Origin of the sequence: Microvirga arabica (assembly GCF_016811235.1) — a bacterium.
Lineage (GTDB): Bacteria > Pseudomonadota > Alphaproteobacteria > Rhizobiales > Beijerinckiaceae > Microvirga > Microvirga arabica.
This window is the reverse complement of record NZ_JAFBID010000018.1, coordinates 53661-75323: the sequence shown is the minus strand read 5'-3', so window position 1 is coordinate 75323 and position 21663 is coordinate 53661. Positions and strand designations below refer to the sequence as shown.

The window sequence follows — 21663 nt, the reverse complement described above, 5'->3', positions numbered from 1 at the left end:
TTCCGGGAGTGGAGGCATCAGCGTGGCCACTGGGAAATTCGGCTCGGCGGGATCGGGTGGCGGTGGCATCGCCGTCTCCGAGAGCACCTCTGGCAGGGTCGATGTGGATGGCTCCAATAGCGGTTCGATGGCTCGTGGCGTTGAAGGGAATGTCGGCTCAGCGGGTTCTGGAGGCGGCGGCATCAGCGCTGCGACCGGGAAGTTGGGTTCGGCAGGCTCCAGGGGCGGCGGAAGCGCCACAGCCGCAGGCGGTTCGCGGGAGGTTGGGGGCTCCTTTGGCTGGTGCGATAGTTGCGGGAGTGGAGCCTGAGGTTCGGGCGACGGCTCTGGTTTCACGCTGGCGCTTGGGGTGACCTGACGAGCGCGGACCGCCGAAGGCTTTCCAGTATTCTCTATAATCGTCTCAGCCTGACGCCTCGCCTCCACAAGGTGTGACCGTGGCTTGGATGCTGCTTTCGGCGGGGTTGGCTGAGGTATAACAGCCGGATGCACTATTCTTTCAGCACAGGATGCGGTGATCAAACTCAAAGTAAGGGCGGCAAACACCCCAAACTGACGCATCGCCTCACAGCCTCCGCTGATCTGTTCATCAGTTTAGCAGAACAGAGCATGCGAAGGAGGTCCAGCCTCACATTGCGCATTGATGAAGCAGAGAAGCTTGTGGAAACAGTTACGGTCTTAATGAACCGGCATACCATCCTCGCCACCGAGCAAGCCTTGGAACACTCGGTGTTCCAGAAGTTGAGCTTCTTTCGGAAGCGGCAGAACAGTCGTCCGAGCTACTTGTTCGTATTCCAGATATCGGTGGCGAGCTTCCAATCGGCTCTAACCTTCTCCCAGACTACCACATACTTGCCGGTGATCTCCTGCGGCTGTGATGCTTTCGTCCTGAACGAGAAGGTGCCAATCTCAAGGGCTCTGTCGCTCCCCAGCGGCTTTACTTCGACGGTTGTCAGCTTGCCATTGCCAAGCTGCTCCGCAGCACCCTTCCAGAACGCCTGAATGGCACTCCTGCCCTTCATCATCTCGGCCCCAGGCGGCAGGATAACGGCTTCCTCAGTGTACAGGGCGGCAACTCCTGCCGCATCGCCTGCATTGAAGGCTTGGGCAAACCTGTCATTCAGGCTCTGAATGGTGGCCTTGTCCTGTGCCTTGGCAGGAGCCGAGAGGCACAGACAGGTAATGGCAACAATGGCGTGGATACGCATAGCTTCCTCCCCGAAGCACAGATGCCACCCAGCAAAGCTCTATTGTACAATAATCATCAGGGCAGGAAATCATCCTGCTGCGGCAAGCTGACATATACGAAAGAGTTATCCGTTCTGTCGGGTATCCAACAGACAAGTGGCTCACCTCTCCAGTATTTCCCAGCGCGTCTTCAGCAAACATCGTGGCTGTACGGGCTGACACCCACCCGAGTTCTCATGCAGAGGTGGGGGAGAGCCACAGCGTGACTGAGGTATGCTGAAGCAGGACTGTTTAGGGATGAACCGTTTCTTGAGAATGGGCATGGGCTGAGCTTAAGCACCTGAACAAGGGTGCGGCTCAGCCCCACTCATTGGGGCTACAATGCAGAACCACCAGCAAGTCTCTTCTGCACTCACCCGCCTGATCGTTGGTGCAGAGTACCCGTTCGATCTGTCTGCCCTGTTGCAGAGCACGTCACGGACCCTGTCCAATCTCGACTTTGAGCATCAGCATGAGATACAGCGGGTGGAGCATGGCAGGACCGATCCTGTGCTGAAGAGGCAGATCATCGACAGCCTGGAGCGGCGGCACCGCGAGCGGCGTCAGCCCTACGTGGCGCTGATTACTGAACTTCAGAGCCACCTGTCGTTAGCCGTGTCGGACGACCTCAGAGCAGTAGGCTGACCAGATTTTTAGTTTCACCGGCCTTTCTGCCCCTACGGGCCGGGACCTTAAGCGCCCTGAATGGGCGCTTCTTTTATTCGCGGAGTCTCTCCGCAGCATCGGCTGAAGCTTAGAAGGGAGGGATAGGGTCTCATGAACCTTGAAGCGAGCCTCCCCTTCCATCCTTGGCCTCGGGGTTGCTCAGCCAATACTGGCTGATCGTGAGCCAACCCGCTTTCTTCTGCGTGATCACAGAAACGTGACTGCATGTCACAGTTAGGAGTATTCTTCTAACCAGATTACTGTCGGGATTTAGACAGACAGAAACTCTGCTCCTCGTTTACTTTTGATTAACTCGGAAGACTAAACAGGGGGCACGGATGACTGCACAAACGCTGACGCTTGTACATGATCGCTCGTTGGGCACTGACACCCCGGCCACGCGTCTCACTCCAGCGATTCCTACGGCTCTGATCTGCGACAACCCCCTTCTGCGTTCAGGACTTCAGCACATCCTGCGGGATACGCTCTTTGCAATTGCCGAGGCAGCATCTGTCACTGGTCCAAAACGCCTCCAGTATTGTGCCTTCAACACAGCCCTGGTGATCATCGAAGCCAGCCAGAACACCAGTCGTGTGCTTGAGGTGATCCGGCAGATAAGAGAACAGTCGCCCGAGACCCGGATCATTGCCCTGGCGGATCAGTTCGACCTCAGCTTCGTGCAAACGGCGCATGAGGTGGGCGTGAAGGGCTTCTGCCTCACCATCAGTGGCCCTGAGGTGCTAATCAATTCACTGGAACTGGTCATGCTCGGGGAGAGCATTCTGCCCTTCGAGGTGGTGCGCTTGATCATGGACATGGCTCCCCAAGCCTGTGATCAGCCGGTTCAGGATGACAGCATGGCAGAGGCGAAGCTGTCTGACCTGACAGCTTGCAAGCTCTCGGCGCGAGAGGCGGAAATCCTGGGCTGCTTGACGAAGGGAGAGGCGAACAAGGTTATCGCTCGCAAGCTCGATATCACCGAGGCCACAATCAAAGTTCACGTCAAAGCCATCCTGCGAAAGATCGGAGCAACGAACCGCACCCAAGCCGCCATGTGGGCCTCTCAGCGCCTGCCGAGAACAGGGGTTTCTGACCTGAATGTCTGAGAAATGGCCGATGAAGATTGCCGTTGGGGATCAGGTGCGCGTCCACTTCCACCCTCCCGGTTCGATGAGGAGCTTTTGCGAGGGGGTGGTCAGCCGAGTTGATGTCACCACTCGTGAGGGACGCTTCTTTGTCGTTGATGTCATCCACGAGGTAATTCTCGACCGCGAGCACTCCATTCGGCGAGGTTTCCAGGATTTCGTCCGCTACGACTGTCCCTCTGACTTTCCAGGCCGTATTGAGGTCCTCTCGACCGCAGAGCAGACCATGGTCAGCGAGCCGTTGCCAACGGCACTGGAAGCACAAGAAGTAACTGACCAGGGGGCGGATGAGCCTCTTTCGGCTGAACTCGATGTCCACTCAGGACCCGAGACCGAACAAATACCTGAAGCAGAGATAAGGTTGGAGGAAACTCCGGTCCATGCCGAGCCGCAGCCTGCCAATAGTCAGGGTGGCCTGCTCGCCACCTTATTCGGGCGGAAGAAGTAGCCCAGGAACGCCCTTCGACCTGACAAAACGACCTTCACTCGACTGCGCCAAATCCAAACCCTATCGAAGGAGCACCTCCGGTTCCCGGAACGAAATACTCCGGAATTCAGAGGCCACTTTCTGCGCCTTGAAAATGCGTTACATTGAATACGCCGGCCGATCTGACAGGAGCCTCCCATGAAGAAGGCGCGCAAGTTCTACGAAAGCTCAAGTGGCGACCGCTGGTACTTGATCCGTGATCCTTCAGGGGTTTTGTTCATCCATCACGAAGCCAATGCGGCGTCCGGAGGGCACGTGGAACACGAGGACCTTGCGGCCTTCCTGAGCCGAGGCGACGGTCCAGAACAGCAAGAATTGCTGCGCCTGATCGGAACGCTGGTCGAGGAGCACCCCGCCCACGCGTGACGCTTTGACGGGTTCGATCAGCTTTAGGCGAGTGTCATCGCGACCGTGAGCCCTTCCGGCTCTTGGGGCTGCTCACGCTTCCTGTCGTCAGGACATCGTCAGTATTTGCCGCAAGCTTGCCGCCAGACCTGACTGCATCTGTGTTCCATGCGAGGTTTTCTGCCGGAAGCAAATGGGCGACCAGCTTACGAGTCGCACGAGACAGGTGCTTGCCTGCTTGGGCCAAGGGCTTGAAGTCCGTGAGCTTGTGAGACCCTCCGGGTTTCCCCGTGAACACGCGCAGCCCATCCGGGAACATCACCATATCGCCGGGACGCAAGGTGCTGTCGGCCAGAAGCGCCGGAACAGGATTGGCAATCTCTCCCATAGGTTTGGGCTCGATGGGCTTCTTGACTTCCAATTTCTCTACGACAACGGGCTTCGGACGCGGGCGGGCTTTGCGACGGGGCTGCTCAAACCCAGGATCAGGCTGATAGCCGAACGATTGCGGCGGCGGGGCTGGTGGCGTGGGTTGGGAGAAGGCTCGAAACAGCCCGAAGATGCCTTGAGCTTGGGCTGGCACAGCACTAATCGCGAACGGAAAAGCCAGAGCTACGGTCAGAATGCTGAAAGGCTTGATCAGTCTGACGAGCCTCATCCCAAGCTTTGGCATCCCCGCCTCCTATGATGCAGGGAAAAACGCGGCCAAGCTGTTCCCGTTCCTACTGCTTTGTTGCGCCCGAGAAATAAACATAAGTTAGCAAAACGTGACCGTTCGCCAGGAACGCCATTCGGCCTTCCTCGTTGATGCCCTAACGCCAGAAAGAGAGCGAATGGGTAGGAATGCCGATGGGCCGTAGAGCATCCGACGACTGGCCGGAAGAGTACATCATCGTTGTTCCTCATTCCTGGAGGGGCGATGATCTTTGGTTCGACATTCAGGCTGAAACCCAGGAGCGGATCGGCACGACCTTGCGCGAAATGTATGCCGACCTCGAACAGCTTCCGTTGTCGCCAAGTCTGACACTTCTTGTCCGTCAGATCGAAGCGGGCTGTATCGCCCCTGAAGCTCATGGTTGAAGACAGCCTGCGCGACGAAATCGTTGCAGCCATTCCGAAGCTGCGCGCCTTTGCGATTTCCCTGACGGGGAACGCTGATCGCGCTGACGATCTGGTGCAGGACGCCATCGTGCGGGCATGGGGGTCTATCGACCGATTTGAACGAGGGACGAACCTCAACGCATGGCTCTTCACGATCCTGCGCAACCTCGTTCATTCTGAGTACCGCAAACGCAAGCGCGAGGTGGAGGATGCTGATGGGTCTATGCCGCTCGCCTTAGAACACACCCGGATCAGCATAGCCGTCTCGACTTCGAGAACTTCCGAGCAGCCTTAGCCACGCTTCCCCTGAATCAGCGAGAGGCGCTGCTTTTGGTGGGAGCGCACGGGATGTCCTATGAAGAAGCTGCTGAGGTGTGCGACGTGGCGGTTGGTACGGTCAAGAGCCGCGTGAACCGCGCCCGCTTCAAACTGGCGTCACTCTTAGACCTGTCAGGTGAGGCTGACTTGGGGCCTGATGATCTGACCAAGGCGGCTCTGGCCATGAGGTGAACTGCTCATTTCCATTCCATAGGAAATGGCCAAGTTTGGCTGTTCAGGTTAGGTTCAAGGCCGTTCGCCAAGGCTGAGTGATGCCGATCCAAAATACCAGTAAGCCGCTTGTCCTGATTTTGGAGGACGAAGCCCTCATCGCGCTCAACCTCCAAGATGAGTTGCAGGACGCTGGCTATGCGGTAGCTGGCCCCTTCACAACCTGCTCTGTTGCTTTGGAGTGGCTTGGAACAGCAACACCCTCCATGGCCATTTTGGACGCCACGCTGAATGATGGCTCATGCAGCAATGTTGCTGCTGAACTCAGCCGCCGTGAGGTGCCATTTCTGATCTACTCGGGCCATCAGGAGAACCATCCCCTCTTGGCCGAGTTTCAGCATGTGACCTGGATCGAGAAGCCCGCTCCACCTGCCGCTTTGGTCCAAGCTTGCGAGCAATTCCTGGTCAGATGCAGCTAAATTTCCTTGTGCAAATCAGTCACTTCGCTCGAACTAACATAGGTTAAGCGCGTTCTCACGAGGCCCCACTGGTAACAGGTCCGTGTTGAACGACAAAGCGCTCCCTACCTGGACAGAACAGGACCGGCTTGCGGCCCTGCATGACTACCGGATTATCGACACGCCGCCAGAGCCAGCTTTCGATGGTCTGGTCGCGCTTGCCGCCCGCACCTGTCAGACGCCCGTTGCTCTGATCAGCCTCATTGATGAGCGTAGACAGTGGTTCAAAGCCGAGGTGGGGCTCGGAATGCGTGAGACGCCGCTGAACTGCTCCATATGTCTCACGGCCATGCTTCAGCCAGGGACAATGGTCGTTCCCGATCTCCAGGAGGACCTTCGGTTTGCTCACAACCCTCTCGTATCAGGGGAACCGCATCTGCACTTCTATGCTGGGGCGGCGCTGAGAACGCCTGATGGAATCCCTTTGGGAGCCTTGTGCGTCCTCGACTATGCACCTCGCACCCTGAGTGAGGATCAGGCTGCCATCCTAACGCTGCTCGCGCAACAGGTGATGTCGCAACTGGAGTTGCGCCGTATCATAGCCGAACGGGACGAGCGGTTGGACGACAGCCGCAGGATCGAGCAGCGGCAGACCCTTCTGGTGAGGGAGCTTCACCATCGGGTGAAGAATACCCTGGCCACGGTTCAGGCCCTCGTTGGGGCAACGGGCCGCTCCAGTGGCAGCTTCGACGAGTTCTACCACTCGTTCTCGGATCGCATTATCTCTCTTGCCCGAACGCACAATTTGCTCACCGACGATTATTGGCAGGCCGCACCGCTGCGGGAAATCGCTCTGAGTGAACTCAAGCCATTTGCAGAGACCCGACAGCCGCGCTTTGTCCTGCTCGGGCCACCTGTTGATCTGGCGGCTGAACTGGCGGTGCCTGTTGGCATGGCGCTTCATGAACTGACCACAAATGCGGTTCGCTATGGGGCTCTGTCAGTTCCGGAAGGCTACGTTGAGATCAGGTGGAAAACCGATGACGTGAACGGTGCCAGACAGCTTCGCCTGGAGTGGAGGGAATTCGGCGGTCCTCAGGTGAAGGAGCCTCAGCACCGAGGGTTTGGTTCGACCCTGCTCCAGCGGGTTCTGCCGATGCAGTGCAAAGCTGAGGTGGAGGTCCAATATGCCTCCGATGGCCTGCGCTTCCAAATGGATGCGCCTTTGATCGAGCGGCGGCTGGTCCCCGCTTATTGAGCAGCTTTGCTCTCGCGCTTGGATGAGGCGCAAGGTTCCCGTGGAAAATGCTCCTGACAACTTGATCCGCAGTGCCAAGGTCGTAGAATGGGAACAATACGGGAACAAAATTCAGCAAAGCACGAGGCGCACCTTACGGAGAGATGAGATGCTCGGTGAAGTGAACTTTCATAGTAGACCGCGATGGCACACGTGGGCCGAGTACAGCGTCATTGCTGTCTCACTCGCTGCGGCCTTTGCTGTCTTGGTAAGTGCTTAGAGCCCGAGCGAGGTCCCACCCCAATGGGCCGCCGGTCGGCGCAGGTTACTGCCTTGGCTCTGCACTCGATCTATTCGGGCCAGAGCAGCCTCGATCTTCGGAGGCAGGGGCTGTCGGATGATGTCAGCGTACAAGCTACGGAGGTCCTCGCCAATGGTACGCAGGAGGTCTTCGTCGGAGATCGGTGAAACTCTACTGCCAACCGCGCCGCTGCTTCCCATCACCGCCTCCAAATCACCGCCTAAGTAGATGTACCGAGGCGTTGAGACAGCGTTAACCATCTTTTCAGAGGGCTGTGGATAACGGGCAGAACGATACGTTTTCTCGCCGTTGTCGCTTGCTTGCCATCAGCGCAACTTGATCGGCGATTGCGAGTTGCGTCCATGCTCTCCTCCGTCATCACAGCCATAGGAGTCAGATCACTCCTATGGCTCCTTCCTACGATGTCAGAGTGGGTATCACTTCAAGCTCAGATGCCCCAGTAGTAAGGTGTCTTCCAGTAATCGTGCAGTTCACGCTCGCGCTCTCTGTCGGACCAGTCATAGTCGCGATCTCGCGATAAGCTCGGCGCGCCCCGAAGCTGTTCTTCTGAGATGTCGGTGCGGTAGCCGCCTAAGCTGGTGTCGTAATCCAGCTTGCTCCAGGGGATGGTATGCTCGTCCTCGCCCATGCCCAGGAAGCCGCCAAACGACATCACCGCATAGGCGACCTTGCCGCTGATCTTCTCGATCATCAACCGCTTGATTGAGCCAAGATGGTTGCCTTGTGGATCGTAGACGGCAGTCCCCTCAACCCGATCACTTTCGATCAGGGGGTTGCCGGTCATCACGCCGGGAGCATTGGTGTTGGTTGAAGAATCCGTCTGTGCCATATGCGATCTCCTCACCAGATTGATGCCCCTGGTCACCTCTCATTTCGGCATGATGGCACCACGATGTAAGGTGTTCGTGTGGTTAGCTTGCGACCACAGTCTTTGTTGGGTCTTCGTGCCGTTACGCATCTCGATAGCGCCAGCAGCCTTATCGGCGCTACCTGTCACGGTGTGGGGCATATCCACGACTGGTTCGGCCATAATCCGGCACATTAGGGTTTCTGTCTCGCCTCTCGCCGTGGATCAGCCAGCCCAGTAAGTATCCGATAGCTCCTGCGGCTAAGAGCGCGAGAAGCGGGTTTGTCGTCGTGTGACGGGTCACAAGTCTTTGGCCCTTTCGGACGTACTGCTGAGCTTGAGGGTAGCGTTCGCCTGCTTGCCGCGCGTAGTGCTCGCCTCGCCTGTACATGTCGCGGGCTGCACCAGACGCCTGATCAGCAACGTCATGCAGGGCTTCCCGGACCTGATCCAGAATTTGCTCGGTGGAGTCCTGCTCCTGTGGGCCTCCCTGATCACCCGCTGATGAGGAACGGGCTCCCTGATCAAGACCATCAGGCTCAGGACCTTTGGTGATCGTCACAGAAACCGGATCGCTGGTTGGGAAGGTCTCTTCAATCGCATGGTCGAGCCGTGCATCAAGGTTCTGCTGCGAATTCTCGGCCAGACTGTTGTCCGAGGCCAGACTGTTGTCCGAGGGACGCTCCATAGACTTACCCTCCTTGGCAGGAGTGGATCGACCGCTACCATCGGGTGCGTTGACCATACGGGTCCTCCAGGGCGCTCAAAGCAGGTTTGCCGTCAACCTGCACCATTTGTAACGCCAAGGCTGCGAGCACCGTTCCGGAGATTCTTAACCTATGTAAATCATCTCACCCAAAGTGGACCGTGAGACAGCAACGTGGTTGCAGAAGGTAATCAGAACGGGCTGGACCAGCATAGAACACACAGCAGGATAAGGGACGGGGGCGAGCAACCAGTGCAGACGGTCGTATTGGCAGATGGTCTTGCTCCAGCAGAGCCTAATCAGGGCGTTACAAGCGATCCGTCTCGGCCCAGCGAAGTGACAAAGGTAAGGATCAACCCAGCCTCACCCGTGGTCCATGATCTCCAGTCAGATAGCCGTGCGGATGCTAAAAGCTCATCCCGCATTGCTCCTGAAGGTATGGTTCAACGAGCGATCCGGGTGTGGAGCCCACGCCTTCAGGCTGCATCAAATCGGGTGAGGGGTGCCTCGGGACGCGTGAAGGTCTGGGCACAAGAGAGAGCGGCGAACAGGGCTCATGCAAGCAACGAAGCTCAAAGATCAGCAAACCCAATCTATATCCTTGCCGCCATCACGCTTGGCATTCCAGCGTTACTCTTGATCCCGCTGATTGGGATGAACCCTGGAATACAGGACGGGACCTTGACGACCGTTGTAACCTTCCTCGTCGTCTCTGCCTTCGTCACGGCTGCGGTGTTCGAGATCAAGCGGCTCGCTGATCAACACTCCGACTCTGAGCAGCATTAGGGCCGGGAGAGGACGCTCTCATATCGTCAGAAGGTTTCACTGACGGGCTTACGGGTGAGCTTTGCGCCGATATGCAGTGTCCGTTACGACTGCGTCAGGAACGAACCAGCCCCAAGATAATGCCTGCGCCCGCTACAGCGGTACCCCAGCGATGGCCCGAAGAATTGGCATGAGCCATTGGAGCGGAGCCGCAACAGCCCATCGGAACAAGTTCAGGTCCGTTCCCATCTGTCGTCCAAGCATTGGCAGAAGGAAGATGATCCCGAGGAGGATGAGGAACCCGAAACGCTCCAGCTTTGCGTATTGCCGCGCCAGAGCCTTGGGCAGAAGGCTCATGACGACGCGACTGCCGTCCAGAGGCGGGATGGGAAACATGTTGAAGATCGCCAGGATCAGGTTCAGCAGGATCGACTGGTAGAGGGCTTGTACAAACTAGGGGGTCATGGACTCTGGCAGAAGCCACGCAAGACGAATGAGAGCGGCTGACACCACGGCGAGCACAACATTCGTCAATGGGCCAGCGATGGCGACAAGCGCCATATCGCGGCGCGGCTCACCGAGACGCTGGAATGCCACTGGGACAGGTTTGGCCCACCCGAAGAGAAAAGGGGCCTTGGTCAGGAAGAGCAGGGCGGGCAGCAGGATCGTTCCGAACGGGTCCACATGCTTGAGCGGATTGAAGGTGATGCGGCCAAGACGATGCGCCGTATCGTCCCCAAACCTCCAGGCGGCAAACGCGTGGGCCGCTTCGTGGAAGGTGATGGCGATGAGGATCGGCACAATCCATGTTGAGGCCGTATAGATAGTGTCAGGCAATTTCAAACAGCGATCCTCATTGTTGTGTCAGGCATAGAAATCAATTTCGTCCCAGCCGTGAAGGATTCGGCTGTCGAACTTTCGTGAGATGAGAATCTCCCTTGGAATTGCTGCAATACACATCCCGAAGATATGCTTTCATTCACGTAGCCTGTTGCTGATATAAATGATCGTCGATCCGTTTATCAGGGCCAGTTCGGAAAATGATCTTGCAAAACTCTGTCGAAGGGCATAGGTGCGGCGCAGATCACAGGCTTTTGTTATGCTGCACGGGCCGTTCCTGCTGATCCTGTTAGAACGTCATCTTGTTCTATTCTCCTCCCGAACCAGTTTCCGTGCAGTCTGAGGACCCGAAACCATGAGTGAGAGCGCAACCGCTCCGAACTACATCGAACTCTCTGCTGACATCGTCTCGGCCTATGTCAGCAACAACTCCGTTCCAGCCGCTGACTTGCCGTCGCTGCTCGCTTCCGTCTACGCAGCCCTGACGAAGACCGCAGAAGGTCAGCAAGAGGAGCCGAAGGCTGAGTTGGTGCCTGCGGTCTCGGTGCGGAAGTCCGTCACACCCGATGCGATCATTTGCTTGGAGGACGGGAAGTCGTTCAAGTCGCTCAAGCGCCATCTGCGCACGACCTATGACATGACGCCTGAGCAGTACCGTGCCAAGTGGAACCTGCCAGCCGATTACCCGATGGTTGCGCCGAACTACGCCAAGGCCCGCTCTGAGCTTGCCAAGACCATGGGGCTCGGCCAGCAGCGTAGGAAGGGCAAGGCTCCGGTGGAGGCTGTTGCCAATGATGTCGCTCCCGCAAAGGGGCGTCGCTCGAAGAAAGCCGCCTGATCAGGCTCGCCGAGCGAGAGTTTTCACTCGCAAGCCCTCGCTCGGCTTTATGTGACACTGGTTACCGCCGCCTCCACGGCCACGCAGGATCGGTTTTCTGGAGGAACAATCGGAGTGCTTCTGGAGACAGGCTGACCAGAGGCTTTGACGCAGTCGGTTGGGCCAACCTGGGACCGCGCCGCTCCTCCCGCTTGTACGACCGTAGGGCTTCCGCCGAGAGCTTAGGCAAGCCCTCGCCGATTATTCGCTGACGCAACTCCTGTAAGGCTTCATTAGGGTCGTCGGGCATGGCTGATCCCTCAGCCGCGAGAACAGGGATCGATATTAGCGCAGAAGGTGAGGGGATGGTTCCGTGCTGCTCAAAAGTTACCGCGCCAGCGCCAATCCGCGCGCAGCGGTGCACGACTCCAGTATCTTATCCTCTCGTAACATTGGATCATGCTCGGAGCTTCCATGGAGGGTGAAAGACAAAATCCTGCTCCATTGGTGCCCTACTTGGGAGAGCACTGTCCCGGAGCGGCGACCATCAACGGAGGCTGGCCCAATGCTAAAGCCTTTCTCGCGATATCTGACGGCTGTAGAGGAGCACCTTCCCTCCGAGCACCACCAGCTTCTGCGCAATGGCCTCTACTTGGCAGTCTTGGACTGGTACACCGATGGGATCGAGCCCTTAGAAGCTGCGGCTCGTATCAGAGATGCGGTGACGAGGTAAGGTCGGCAACCGAGCACTGTGATGACCGTTCTCCCAGCGGATGACATTTCCTTTGGAGATGACCATGGCAGGCCCAAAGCAGCCCAACCAAGATACAGGATTAGAGAACCTGAGCGTCAACAGCAGTCGCCGCAGCGGTGTGAAGGAAGATGGTATCGGCAACCCAGCGCATCAGAATGGGGAGCACGACCCAACTGAGAGTGCAAAGGTTCCGGATCAGCAGATACCCGTGGAGCAGTCACCTGAGATCGACGATACGGAAGGTCACCCGACTTGATCAGACCCTTTTGTAGCACTCCGTTTGCACCCAATACGCCTCTCAGGTGTTGGATTAAATTGCCATCAGGCCACAGTATTCCTTAGCCATAGGATTCAAGGGATGGCAGTTCCCCAGGCAGTTAACTTCCACAGCCGTCCCCGAGGGTCTGCTTGGACCGGCGCTGCGGTCCTTGTGGGGTCTGTTTTCTTGGCACTCGCGCTTCTGGCAACTCTCTAACTGGGCCATCAGACGAGGCTTCAGGCCCTAAACCTCTGCCCTTGATACACAGTACGGCTCTGCTCCCGGTCAATGCACGACAGAGCGACCTCAATGTTACGGGGCAGGGGTTGCCTGATCACCTCGGCATAGAGGGAGCGCATATCATGCGCAATCCGGCGCAACAGTTCCGCGTCGGGAACACTCGGATGCTGCTTGCCAAGGCCGATCTCCCTCCCCATCGCCGCCTCCCAACCTGCTGCCTCCCGGATTGGAAGCTGTGATTCGGCTCAGAAAGAGGCGGGTAGGCGATCATTAACCATATTTTTCTTTGCTTGTTGATTATGGGTGCAACTGCCTGCCTGCACGTTATCGGTGCTTGGTGGTCTGGGTCGCAACCAGAGCTTTCCTCAGTCCGATCTGAAGGAGAACAAGGCTCCTTCGTGTCGGGGGAACTGGCTGAACCGGACCTCCGCTACCATCCCAATATCAAATCACCGGGAACATGCGCTGGCCGGTTACTCGTCTGAGCGGACTGGTCAAGCAGATGGGCAAGCTGTCCTTGACCTCCGCTCACTTCGGTCTTCCCTCCTTTTCGCCAGGAGCGTCCCACCGGACATGCCGTGTGTGCCGGTGCCCGTCCGGACGAGGTTCTGAAGAGTATCCTGGAGCCACAGATCGCGGGTTTGATCCCGCAGGTTGGAGATCATGAGTTCGACACTTAGTTGCTTATAGGGGAGGGGGGTTCGAACCATGAGTGTAGCCGTAAGCATCTTCTCTATGAGGAACACTGCTTGATCAACAGGGGAACGCCGCGTGTAAAACCAAGTGTAAAACTTAGATACCGCTGTTTCAGCAGAGCTTTCTAAGTGCTTGATTTCTCACAGGAAGGTTGGCTCCGGCGGTAGGATTCGAACCTACGACCAACGGATTAACAGTCCGCTGCGCTACCGCTGCGCCACGCCGGAATAAGCCTAACCTCCAGAGAAGCTGAAACATGAGCTTCTCGAGCGCCGCGGTGTCTTCAAAGACCGTTCCCCGGCGAGGTGGGAGGCATATAGCACGGGTTTTGAGTGTTGCAACCCCCTTGTTGGCGCACGTGAGTTCAAAAGGCCCTGTTGCTCTTTGGGGGGACGCTTGCTATGGAGCAGCCGTCGCGTTCGCGGCACGCCCCGGATGGCCTCGTGGCGGAGTGGTTACGCAGAGGACTGCAAATCCTTGCACCCCGGTTCGATTCCGGGCGAGGCCTCCAACATTTCTGAAGGCATGGTCGATGGTCGATTTCGCTCAAGCGCGCCGTATCATGGTTGATGGCCAGCTGCGCACTTTCGATGTGAACGACATCCCTCTTCTCGACGCTATGGACAGCGTTCCGCGCGAGCTGTTTGTGCTCCCGGGCCGTGGAGAGCTCGCCTATATCGATCAGGATATTCTCGTCAGCGACGGTCCTGAGCGGCGCTATATGCTCTCCCCGATGATCCTGGGCCGCCTGGTTCAGGCTCTCGCGATCGAGCCGGGCGACCGCGTCCTCGACGTGGCCTGCGGCCGCGGTTACGCCTCGGCGGTGTTCCATGAGCTTGGAGCCCGGGTGACGGCGCTCGAAGCCGACGAAGCCCTGGCCGGCGCAGCGCGACAGAGCCTGAGCGCGGCCGGCGCCGGAAACGTCACGGTCGTGACGGGGCCTCTGGAGCAGGGCCACGCTGGCAATGCTCCCTATGACGCCATTCTCATCAACGGCGCCGTCGAGGTTCGACCGGAGGCGCTGCTCCAGCAGCTTGCCGAAGGTGGGCGTCTGGCCTGCGTGAAGGGCCGTGGGCGCGCAGCCCGTGCGACCCTCTACGTGCGCACCGGAGATGCCATCGGCGAACGCGCCCTGTTCGAAGCGGCTGCTCCCCTGCTCGGTCCCTTCGTCCAAGTCCCTGGCTTCACGTTCTAATCCTTTCGGATTCCTTTATTTCTCAAGGTTGCAGTGTCGCTTTTTTGCGCCACCCTGGCGCAAAAATGGAATTGAGCCCAGCGCGTTGTTGCCGACTCGGTTCCCATGATTATTGTTGCGCTTTGAGTCGGAACGATTTCTAGAATGGCCTCGATGGCGGTCGGTGGCCTTGAATCGCTAGGCAGGTGCGCGTGAACGAGAAGAATTCCAAAAAGACGTATCGCTTGCTCTTGGGGGCGATGACCTCGGTGCTTGTGCTCATGGGGCCCTGCGGCGCGTCTGCGGAAACCTTGGAGAGCGCTCTGGCGCGCGCCTATGGCAACAATCCCGAGCTGAATGCCCAACGGGCCGGCGTCCGGGTGCGGGACGAGGACGTTGCGCAGGCGAAGTCGGGCTATCGGCCGCGGATCAATGGAACTGCGGATATCGGCCGGACCTTCACGGAGGCCGATACCGGCAGGCCGAGAACTGCTTTCGGCGGCGGAAGCAGCATCAGCCGACTGACGCCCCGTGGTTTCGGCGTCGAGATCACTCAGCCCATCTTCGATGGCTTTCAGACCAGCAACCGCGTCCGCGCAGCCGAGTCCGGTGTGCTCGGCTCAAGGGAGCAGCTGAACACAACCGAGCAGAGCGTGCTGCTCGATGCCGCGACCGCCTACATGGATGTCCTGCGGGACACGGCCATCCTCGACCTGCAGCGCAACAACGTCGAGGTGATCGACGAACAGCTTCGCCAGACGCGTGATCGCTTCAATGTCGGCGAGGTGACCCGGACCGACGTGGCCCAGGCGGAAGCGCGCCTTGCGGCGTCGCGGTCCGAGGCCAGCTTGGCCGAGGCTAACCTGCGCAACAGCATCGCCGTTTATCGCCAAGTTGTTGGTGTCGAGCCCCGGCAGCTTGCGCCCGGGCGTCCTTTGGACAGCCTGACCCCGCGCTCGATCGATTCTGCCTTGAAGATCGCCCTGAATGAGCATCCGGCCATCAAGGCGCGTCAGCATGCGGTGGATGTGGCCGAGCTGCAGGTGAAGGTCGCACAGGGTGCGCTGGCGCCGCAGCTGGGCGTGGCGGGATCGGTCGACCAGCGCTATGACCGCCAGGCGGTTGGAGACAGCGCTCTGTCGGCTTCCGTTGTCGCGCGTTTGACGGTTCCGATCTACGAGGGCGGTCAGGTTTACGCGGCCACCCGTCAGGCTAAGGAAGAGGCCGGACAGCGTCGCCTCGAGGCCGACTCGGTTCGTGACCAGGTCCGGGCTGCCGTGCAGTCATCCTGGGGACGGCTGGAGGCAGCCCGTGCACAGATCGAGGCCGCGCAGGCGCAGATCGATGCGGCTGAAACGGCGCTGAGCGGCGTGCGCGAGGAGGCCCGCGTTGGCCAGCGCACGACCCTCGACGTGCTGAACGCCCAGCAGGAACTCCTGACGGCTCGCGTCAATCTCATCCAGGCACAACGTGACCGGGTGGTTGCCTCCTACAGCCTCGTCAATGCCATGGGCCGCCTCAACTCCCGCGCCCTCGCCTTGAAGGTGAATCACTACAGCCCGAAGATCCATTACGATCAGGTCAAGGATCTTTGGATCGGGACATCAACGCCTGATGGTCGTTGATAAGTTTCGGGGCCGGAACCTTTTAGTTCTGGCCCCGCTTGTTTTCTTGAAGCGTGCGTAAAATACTTAACGAACATTCTTGAGAATGTGATTCTTAGCGTACTTTGATTTGGATGCGGCTATGGGTTCATCGAGCCTGAAAGTTAACGAGCCATCAATGGAAGATATTTTGGCTTCCATCCGGCGGATCATCTCTGACGACCAGGAGGTGCCAACGCCCTCCGAGCCCCAAGAGCCGAATTCCTCATCCCTGAAGAGCGTGCTGGACATCGCGGAGCTCCATGTCTCGCCCTTTGCAGGCACGAGCCCCAACGAGCCGCTTCTCGGTCCCTGGAGCCGGGGTGATGCCGCCTTCGTCGAAAACCGCTCCGAGGCCGGGTCCTATCCGGATTGGAGGGCTCCCGACGCGTCCGAGGAGCCGGCGCCTATCGTGGTGCCTGAGCCCGTCCTGAAGGCTGCGGCCAAGCCCGCTGCGAGCGCTGGCGACAGCCTCCTCTCCCGCGAGACCAGCGCGTCGGTGTCAGGCGCCTTCGATCGCCTCAGCGAGACGGTCAAGCCTGCCCAGCCGCAGACGGTCGAGGACCTGATGAAGGAGATGCTGCGGCCGATGCTGAAGACGTGGCTCGACGACAATCTTCCTTCCCTGGTGGAGCGCTTGGTCCGGACCGAAATCGAGCGTGTCACCCGCAGCCGGGGCTGAGATTTCAGCCCCTCTGTTGACTTCATTCGATCCGTCCGGTTTGTAGCCGTCTTGCTTGCGCGTTGTTCGCGCCAACAGGCCGGTATCTATCATGATGGACAAGACGTTCGATCCCTCCGCTGTCGAAGCACGCATTTCCACCCGCTGGGAGGAGGCCGAGGCCTTCAAGGCCGGCCGCGAGGATCGCAAGAACGCCGTACCCTACACGATCGTCATCCCGCCTCCGAACGTGACCGGCTCGCTCCATATGGGGCATGCCCTCAACAACACGATCCAGGACATTCTCTGCCGCTTCGAGCGCATGCGGGGCAAGGACGTGCTCTGGCAGCCGGGCATGGACCATGCCGGCATCGCCACGCAAATGGTGGTGGAGCGCCAACTGGCCGAGCGCCAGATCCAGCGCCGCGACCTCGGCCGTGAGGAATTCATCAAGCGCGTCTGGGAGTGGAAAGAGGAGTCGGGTGGCAAGATCAAGAGCCAGCTCCAGCGCCTCGGCGCCTCCTGCGACTGGTCGCGAGAACGATTCACCATGGACGAGGGCCTGTCCCAGGCCGTGCTGAAGGTCTTCGTCGACCTCTACAAGCAGGGCCTGATCTACAAGGACAAGCGCCTCGTGAACTGGGACCCCAAGTTCCAGACCGCGATCTCAGACTTGGAAGTCATGCAGGTCGAGGTGAAGGGCAACCTCTGGCACATCCGCTATGCCATCGACGGTCAGCCCGACCGCTCGATCACGGTCGCCACCACCCGCCCTGAGACCATGCTGGGCGACGTGGCCGTGGCCGTGCACCCGGAGGACGAGCGCTACAAGGACCTGATTGGACAGTTTGCGATCCTGCCGCTGGTCGGCCGGCGCATTCCCATCGTGGCGGATGAATACTCCGATCCGGAGAAGGGCACCGGCGCGGTGAAGATCACGCCGGCGCACGACTTCAACGATTTCGAGGTGGGACGCCGCCACAAGCTGCCGCTCATAAACATCTTCGGCACGGAAGCGCAGCTCGCGCTCGCCAGCAACGAAGACTTCCTCGCTGGGCTCGCCCAGACGGACGACCTCAAAGCCGTTCTCGCCCTCGATGGATTGGATCGCTTCGAGGCCCGCAAGCGCATCATCGCGATGCTCGAAGAGCGCGAGATCCTCGTTCAGATCGAGCCGAACACCCACGTGGTGCCGCACGGCGACCGCTCGAATGTGGTGATCGAGCCTTATCTCACGGACCAGTGGTACGTGAACGTGAAGCCGCTCGCCGACCGCGCCCTCGACGTGGTGCGCAAGGGCCAGACCAAGTTCGTGCCCGAGAACTGGGAGAAGACTTACTTTCAGTGGCTCGAGAACATCGAGCCCTGGTGCGTCTCGCGCCAGCTCTGGTGGGGGCATCAGATCCCGGCCTGGTACGACGACCAAGGCAACGCCTATGTGGCCATGAGCGAAGATGAGGCTCGGGCCGAGGCGCGTGCCAAGCACGGGAAGGACGTGGCGCTTAAACGCGACGAGGACGTGCTCGACACGTGGTTCTCGTCGGCCCTGTGGCCGTTCTCGACCCTCGGCTGGCCGGAAGATGCGCCGGAGCTGAAGCGCTACTATCCGACCAACACGCTGGTCACGGGCTTTGACATCATCTTCTTCTGGGTCGCCCGGATGATGATGATGGGCCTGCACTTCATGGACGAAGTGCCCTTCGACACCGTCTACATCCACGCCCTCGTCCGCGACGAGAAGGGCGCCAAGATGTCGAAGTCGAAAGGCAACGTCATCGATCCGCTCGATGTGGTGGAGCAGTACGGCGCCGATGCCCTGCGCATGACGCTCGCGTCGATGGCAGCCCAGGGACGCGACATCAAGCTCTCCGTGCAGCGCGTTGAGAACTATCGGAACTTCGCCACGAAGATCTGGAACGCGGCGCGCTTCGCCGAGATGAACGAGTGCCGGCGCGTCGAGGGCTTCGATCCGAAGGCTGTGACAGAGACGCTCAACAAGTGGGCGCTCAGCGAGTGCGCTAAGGCGATCAACGAGGTGTCGGCGGGTATCCAGGCCTACAAGTTCAACGAGGCGGCGCTCTCGGCCTACCGCTTCGTCTGGAACGTGTTCTGCGACTGGACCCTCGAACTCGCCAAGCCGGTGCTGCAGGGCGTCGATTCTCCGGCGAAGAATGAAACGCGGGCAACCATTGCATGCATCTTCGACGAGATCTGCAAGCTCCTGCATCCGTTCATGCCCTTCCTTACGGAAGAGCTGTGGGCGATCAAGGGCGAGGACGGTCCGCGGCGGGAGGCGATTCTGGCGCTGAGCCCATGGTCGAACCTCGATCACCTCATCGACGGGCAGGCAGAGGCCGAGATCGGCTGGGTGGTGGACCTCGTCAATGAAATCCGCTCCGCCCGCTCTGAGACGAACGTGCCGGCGGGCGCGCAGATCCCGCTGGTGCTCGTGGCGTCCTCCGCCGACGTGCAGGCCCGCGCCGGCCGCTGGGGCGATATCGTGAAGCGTCTCGCACGCATCTCCGAGATCTCCTTCGCGGATGCTGCTCCGAAGAGCTCGATCCAGCTTCTCATCCGTGGTGAGGTGGCGGCGCTTCCGCTCGAGGGCGTGATTGATCTCGATGCCGAGCGCGCGCGCCTCGCCAAGGAAATCCAAAAGCTCGATGTAGAGGTGGCCAAGATCGACGCCAAGCTCGGGAATGCCGACTTCATCAAGCGTGCGCCGGAAGAGGTGGTCGACGAGCAGCGCGAGCGCCGCGAGCAAGCCCTGACCCGCAAGGCGAAGATGGAAGAGGCGCTCGGTCGTCTGAAGGACGCATAAGACACGAAGGGCCGCTCTTCAGCGGCCCTTTTCTTTTGATGGTAGATCCCTGTCCCTCATGGCCGCTCCAGATGCAGAATTGGAAACGGCTTGCCGGAGTCGTCGAGTTCGGAGCGCCCAACCTGCCGAAAACCGAGCTTTTTGTAGAAGCCGCATGCTCCTTCGTTTTGCTCGTTCACATCGACCGTCAGGCTTCTTGAAAGAGACGCGGCATGATCCACCAATGCTCGACCGATGCCTTGGCCATGATGAGCGGGATCGATGAACAGAGCATCGATCTTGGAATCCGTCATGCCCAGGAAGCCTCTCGGCTGATCATTGCGGCCGGTTGCGACCCAGAAGGGGCAGGACGGTAGATAGTGATCGCGAACCTGCTGCGCATAGAAGGCGATGTCTTGTTCGGTTAGAAACAGGTGCGTGGCTCGAACGGCACCTTGCCAGATAGCGAATAGGGCAGGGAGGTCGGATGGTCTCGAAAGCCGAATGGTGATCATGATCTAAGACAGGAGGAATGGAGGTATAATCCTATTCCTCCCCTATGTCAGATCCGTTTCAGCCTGTCACGAAATCCACCAAGAGCTTCACGTTCAACACCACGATCACTGCCGCGATGATGCCTGCGACGGCCGTGAGCCAGCGCGGGGTGACGAGGGCGCCCATTTTGGCTTTCGAGGCGGTCATCGTCACGAGCGGGATCACAGCGAACGGGAGCTGGAGGCTTAGGATGACTTGGCTCAGGATCAGCAGTTTCGCCGTGCCGCTCTCGCCATAGGCGATGGTGACGATGGAGGCCGGAATGATCGCGATTCCGCGGGTGATCAGGCGGCGCATCCAGGGCGCCATTTTGAAGTTGATGAAGCCCTCCATGACGATCTGGCCCGCCATGGTGGCCGTGACCGTCGAGTTGAGGCCGCAGCACAGGAGCGACAGGCCGAACAGCATCGGCGCAATGGCGCTCCCGAGGATCGGCTGGAGCAGGGTGTGCGCCTCGCCGAGTTCAGCGATCTCCGTGCGTCCCGTGTGGTGGAAGGCGGCTGCCGCCAGGATGAGCAGCGATGCGTTGATGGTAAGGGCGAACATCAGCGCAATGGTGGAATCCCAGGTGGCGAAGCGCAGGGCCTCGCGCTTTTCGGGGAGCGTCTCGCCATAGGCGCGGGTCTGCACGATGCCGGAATGTAGGTAGAGATTATGCGGCATCACCGTCGCGCCGAGGATGCCGAGCGCGAGGTAGAGCATGTCCGGGTTGGTGACGATCTCCGTCGTCGGCGCAAAGCCCGCGATCACGCCGGCCCAGTTCGGATCCGCCATGGCGATCTGAATGCCGAAGCACACCGCGATGACGCCGAGCAGGGTGATGATGAAGGCCTCAACCCAGCGGAAGCCGAGATTCTGCAGGTATAGGATCAGGAACACGTCCAGCGCCGTGATGATGACGCCGATCTCCAGCGGGATGCCGAAAAGCAGGTTGAGGCCGATGGCCGTGCCTATGACCTCGGCGAGGTCCGTGGCGCAGATCGCGAGTTCCGCCAGCAGCCACAATCCCCAGGCGACGGGCCTGGGATACGCGTCCCGGCAGGCCTGGGCTAGGTCGCGGCCCGTGGCGACCGCAAGCCTTGCGCAGAGCGACTGGAGGATGATCGCCATGATGTTGGAGATCAGCGCCACAGACAGCAGGGCGTAGCCGTATTTCGACCCGCCGGCGAGGGACGTCGCCCAGTTGCCCGGGTCCATGTAGCCCACGGCCACCAGATAGCCCGGGCCGAGGAAGGCCGCTGCCCGTCGCCAGGTTGAACCTGCCTGCACGGCGATCGAGCGGTTGACCTCCGGCAGGGAGGGCATGTCCGGAGAGCGCCGCCATGCGGCCTTCTGCACAAGGGAGACGGGAGCCGACTGATCCATGGTCACTTTCTGCAGTTGCAAATTATTTGCAATAGAAGGCTAGCGTGGAACAAACGTCCCGGCA

The 21663-nt window shown here is 59.4% G+C and carries 21 protein-coding genes, 2 tRNA genes and 1 pseudogene; 15 read left to right on the top strand and 9 right to left on the bottom strand.

Features of this window, described 5'->3' with window-relative positions; translation table 11 throughout:
* Positions 1-779: 779 nt before the first annotated feature.
* The gene (locus tag JQC81_RS11890) at positions 780-1208 is read right to left on the bottom strand and encodes a YybH family protein (RefSeq protein ID WP_203272018.1); all 429 of its coding nucleotides are present in this window, start codon (positions 1206-1208) and stop codon (positions 780-782) included.
* Between the two features lie 361 nt (positions 1209-1569).
* Here JQC81_RS11890 and JQC81_RS11885 point away from each other — a divergent pair, with 361 nt between their 5' ends.
* The 4 genes from JQC81_RS11885 to JQC81_RS11870 all read left to right on the top strand — a co-directional run bounded on the left by JQC81_RS11885 (position 1570) and on the right by JQC81_RS11870 (position 3891).
* A complete protein-coding gene (locus tag JQC81_RS11885; protein WP_203272017.1) occupies positions 1570-1872 on the top strand; it encodes a hypothetical protein in 303 nt (100 codons plus the stop codon).
* A 359-nt stretch (positions 1873-2231) separates the two neighbouring features.
* On the top strand, positions 2232-2999 hold the full coding sequence (locus JQC81_RS11880; RefSeq protein ID WP_203272016.1) for a LuxR C-terminal-related transcriptional regulator: 768 nt from the start codon (positions 2232-2234) through the stop codon (positions 2997-2999).
* A gap of 10 nt (positions 3000-3009) precedes the next feature.
* Positions 3010-3486: a hypothetical protein gene (locus JQC81_RS11875; protein WP_203272015.1), complete on the top strand. Its 477-nt coding sequence runs from the start codon at positions 3010-3012 to the stop codon at positions 3484-3486.
* Between the two features lie 177 nt (positions 3487-3663).
* Positions 3664-3891, top strand: a complete 228-nt coding sequence (locus tag JQC81_RS11870; protein ID WP_203272014.1) for a hypothetical protein — start codon at positions 3664-3666, stop codon at positions 3889-3891.
* A 34-nt stretch (positions 3892-3925) separates the two neighbouring features.
* On the opposite strand, the gene JQC81_RS11865 is transcribed toward JQC81_RS11870, so the two are convergent.
* Positions 3926-4543 (bottom strand): hypothetical protein, encoded by a 618-nt coding sequence (locus JQC81_RS11865; protein ID WP_203272013.1) that lies wholly within the window; start codon positions 4541-4543, stop codon positions 3926-3928.
* A gap of 170 nt (positions 4544-4713) precedes the next feature.
* Between JQC81_RS11865 and JQC81_RS11860 the strand changes: the two genes are divergently transcribed.
* The 4 genes and pseudogenes from JQC81_RS11860 to JQC81_RS11845 all read left to right on the top strand — a co-directional run bounded on the left by JQC81_RS11860 (position 4714) and on the right by JQC81_RS11845 (position 7176).
* Complete coding sequence (locus tag JQC81_RS11860) at positions 4714-4950, top strand: hypothetical protein (RefSeq protein ID WP_246520369.1); 237 nt, start codon at positions 4714-4716, stop codon at positions 4948-4950.
* A pseudogene (locus JQC81_RS11855) lies at positions 4943-5481 on the top strand (sigma-70 family RNA polymerase sigma factor). The gene JQC81_RS11860 and the pseudogene JQC81_RS11855 overlap by 8 nt, the downstream one beginning before the upstream one ends.
* Positions 5482-5561: 80 nt before the next feature.
* Positions 5562-5939, top strand: coding sequence for a response regulator (locus JQC81_RS11850; RefSeq protein ID WP_203272012.1), 378 nt, complete (start codon positions 5562-5564; stop codon positions 5937-5939).
* A gap of 82 nt (positions 5940-6021) precedes the next feature.
* Positions 6022-7176, top strand: coding sequence for a sensor histidine kinase (locus JQC81_RS11845; RefSeq protein WP_203272011.1), 1155 nt, complete (start codon positions 6022-6024; stop codon positions 7174-7176).
* A 728-nt stretch (positions 7177-7904) separates the two neighbouring features.
* Here the strand turns inward: JQC81_RS11845 and JQC81_RS11840 are convergent.
* From JQC81_RS11840 to JQC81_RS11825, 4 genes are all read right to left on the bottom strand, one after another.
* A complete protein-coding gene (locus tag JQC81_RS11840; protein ID WP_203272010.1) occupies positions 7905-8306 on the bottom strand; it encodes a PRC-barrel domain-containing protein in 402 nt (133 codons plus the stop codon).
* A 157-nt stretch (positions 8307-8463) separates the two neighbouring features.
* Positions 8464-9069 carry a hypothetical protein gene (locus JQC81_RS11835; protein WP_203272009.1) on the bottom strand — a complete coding sequence of 202 codons (606 nt, stop codon included), beginning with the start codon at positions 9067-9069 and terminating at the stop codon, positions 8464-8466.
* An 879-nt stretch (positions 9070-9948) separates the two neighbouring features.
* Complete coding sequence (locus JQC81_RS11830) at positions 9949-10191, bottom strand: hypothetical protein (RefSeq protein ID WP_203272038.1); 243 nt, start codon at positions 10189-10191, stop codon at positions 9949-9951.
* A gap of 57 nt (positions 10192-10248) precedes the next feature.
* Complete coding sequence (locus JQC81_RS11825) at positions 10249-10638, bottom strand: site-2 protease family protein (RefSeq protein ID WP_203272008.1); 390 nt, start codon at positions 10636-10638, stop codon at positions 10249-10251.
* A gap of 352 nt (positions 10639-10990) precedes the next feature.
* Here JQC81_RS11825 and JQC81_RS11820 point away from each other — a divergent pair, with 352 nt between their 5' ends.
* Positions 10991-11473, top strand: coding sequence for a Ros/MucR family transcriptional regulator (locus tag JQC81_RS11820; protein ID WP_203272007.1), 483 nt, complete (start codon positions 10991-10993; stop codon positions 11471-11473).
* Positions 11474-12249: 776 nt separating this feature from the next.
* Positions 12250-12462, top strand: a complete 213-nt coding sequence (locus JQC81_RS11815) for a hypothetical protein (protein WP_203272006.1) — start codon at positions 12250-12252, stop codon at positions 12460-12462.
* A gap of 1091 nt (positions 12463-13553) precedes the next feature.
* On the opposite strand, the gene JQC81_RS11810 is transcribed toward JQC81_RS11815, so the two are convergent.
* Positions 13554-13628 (bottom strand) — tRNA-Asn (locus JQC81_RS11810).
* Between the two features lie 210 nt (positions 13629-13838).
* Between JQC81_RS11810 and JQC81_RS11805 the strand changes: the two genes are divergently transcribed.
* The 5 genes from JQC81_RS11805 to JQC81_RS11785 all read left to right on the top strand — a co-directional run bounded on the left by JQC81_RS11805 (position 13839) and on the right by JQC81_RS11785 (position 19700).
* Positions 13839-13912: transfer RNA gene (locus tag JQC81_RS11805), tRNA-Cys, on the top strand.
* Positions 13913-13933: 21 nt separating this feature from the next.
* Positions 13934-14596, top strand: coding sequence for a protein-L-isoaspartate O-methyltransferase family protein (locus tag JQC81_RS11800; protein ID WP_203272005.1), 663 nt, complete (start codon positions 13934-13936; stop codon positions 14594-14596).
* A gap of 239 nt (positions 14597-14835) precedes the next feature.
* Positions 14836-16200 (top strand): TolC family outer membrane protein, encoded by a 1365-nt coding sequence (locus JQC81_RS11795; RefSeq protein WP_203272004.1) that lies wholly within the window; start codon positions 14836-14838, stop codon positions 16198-16200.
* Between the two features lie 121 nt (positions 16201-16321).
* Positions 16322-16900 carry a DUF2497 domain-containing protein gene (locus tag JQC81_RS11790; RefSeq protein WP_376772394.1) on the top strand — a complete coding sequence of 193 codons (579 nt, stop codon included), beginning with the start codon at positions 16322-16324 and terminating at the stop codon, positions 16898-16900.
* A 91-nt stretch (positions 16901-16991) separates the two neighbouring features.
* On the top strand, positions 16992-19700 hold the full coding sequence (locus tag JQC81_RS11785) for a valine--tRNA ligase (protein ID WP_203272002.1): 2709 nt from the start codon (positions 16992-16994) through the stop codon (positions 19698-19700).
* Positions 19701-19756: 56 nt separating this feature from the next.
* On the opposite strand, the gene JQC81_RS11780 is transcribed toward JQC81_RS11785, so the two are convergent.
* Together JQC81_RS11780 and JQC81_RS11775 are read right to left on the bottom strand one after the other, a co-directional pair.
* Positions 19757-20194: an acetyltransferase gene (locus JQC81_RS11780; protein WP_203272001.1), complete on the bottom strand. Its 438-nt coding sequence runs from the start codon at positions 20192-20194 to the stop codon at positions 19757-19759.
* A 58-nt stretch (positions 20195-20252) separates the two neighbouring features.
* Positions 20253-21599 (bottom strand): Nramp family divalent metal transporter, encoded by a 1347-nt coding sequence (locus tag JQC81_RS11775; RefSeq protein WP_203272000.1) that lies wholly within the window; start codon positions 21597-21599, stop codon positions 20253-20255.
* Between the last annotated feature and the right edge of the window lie 64 nt (positions 21600-21663).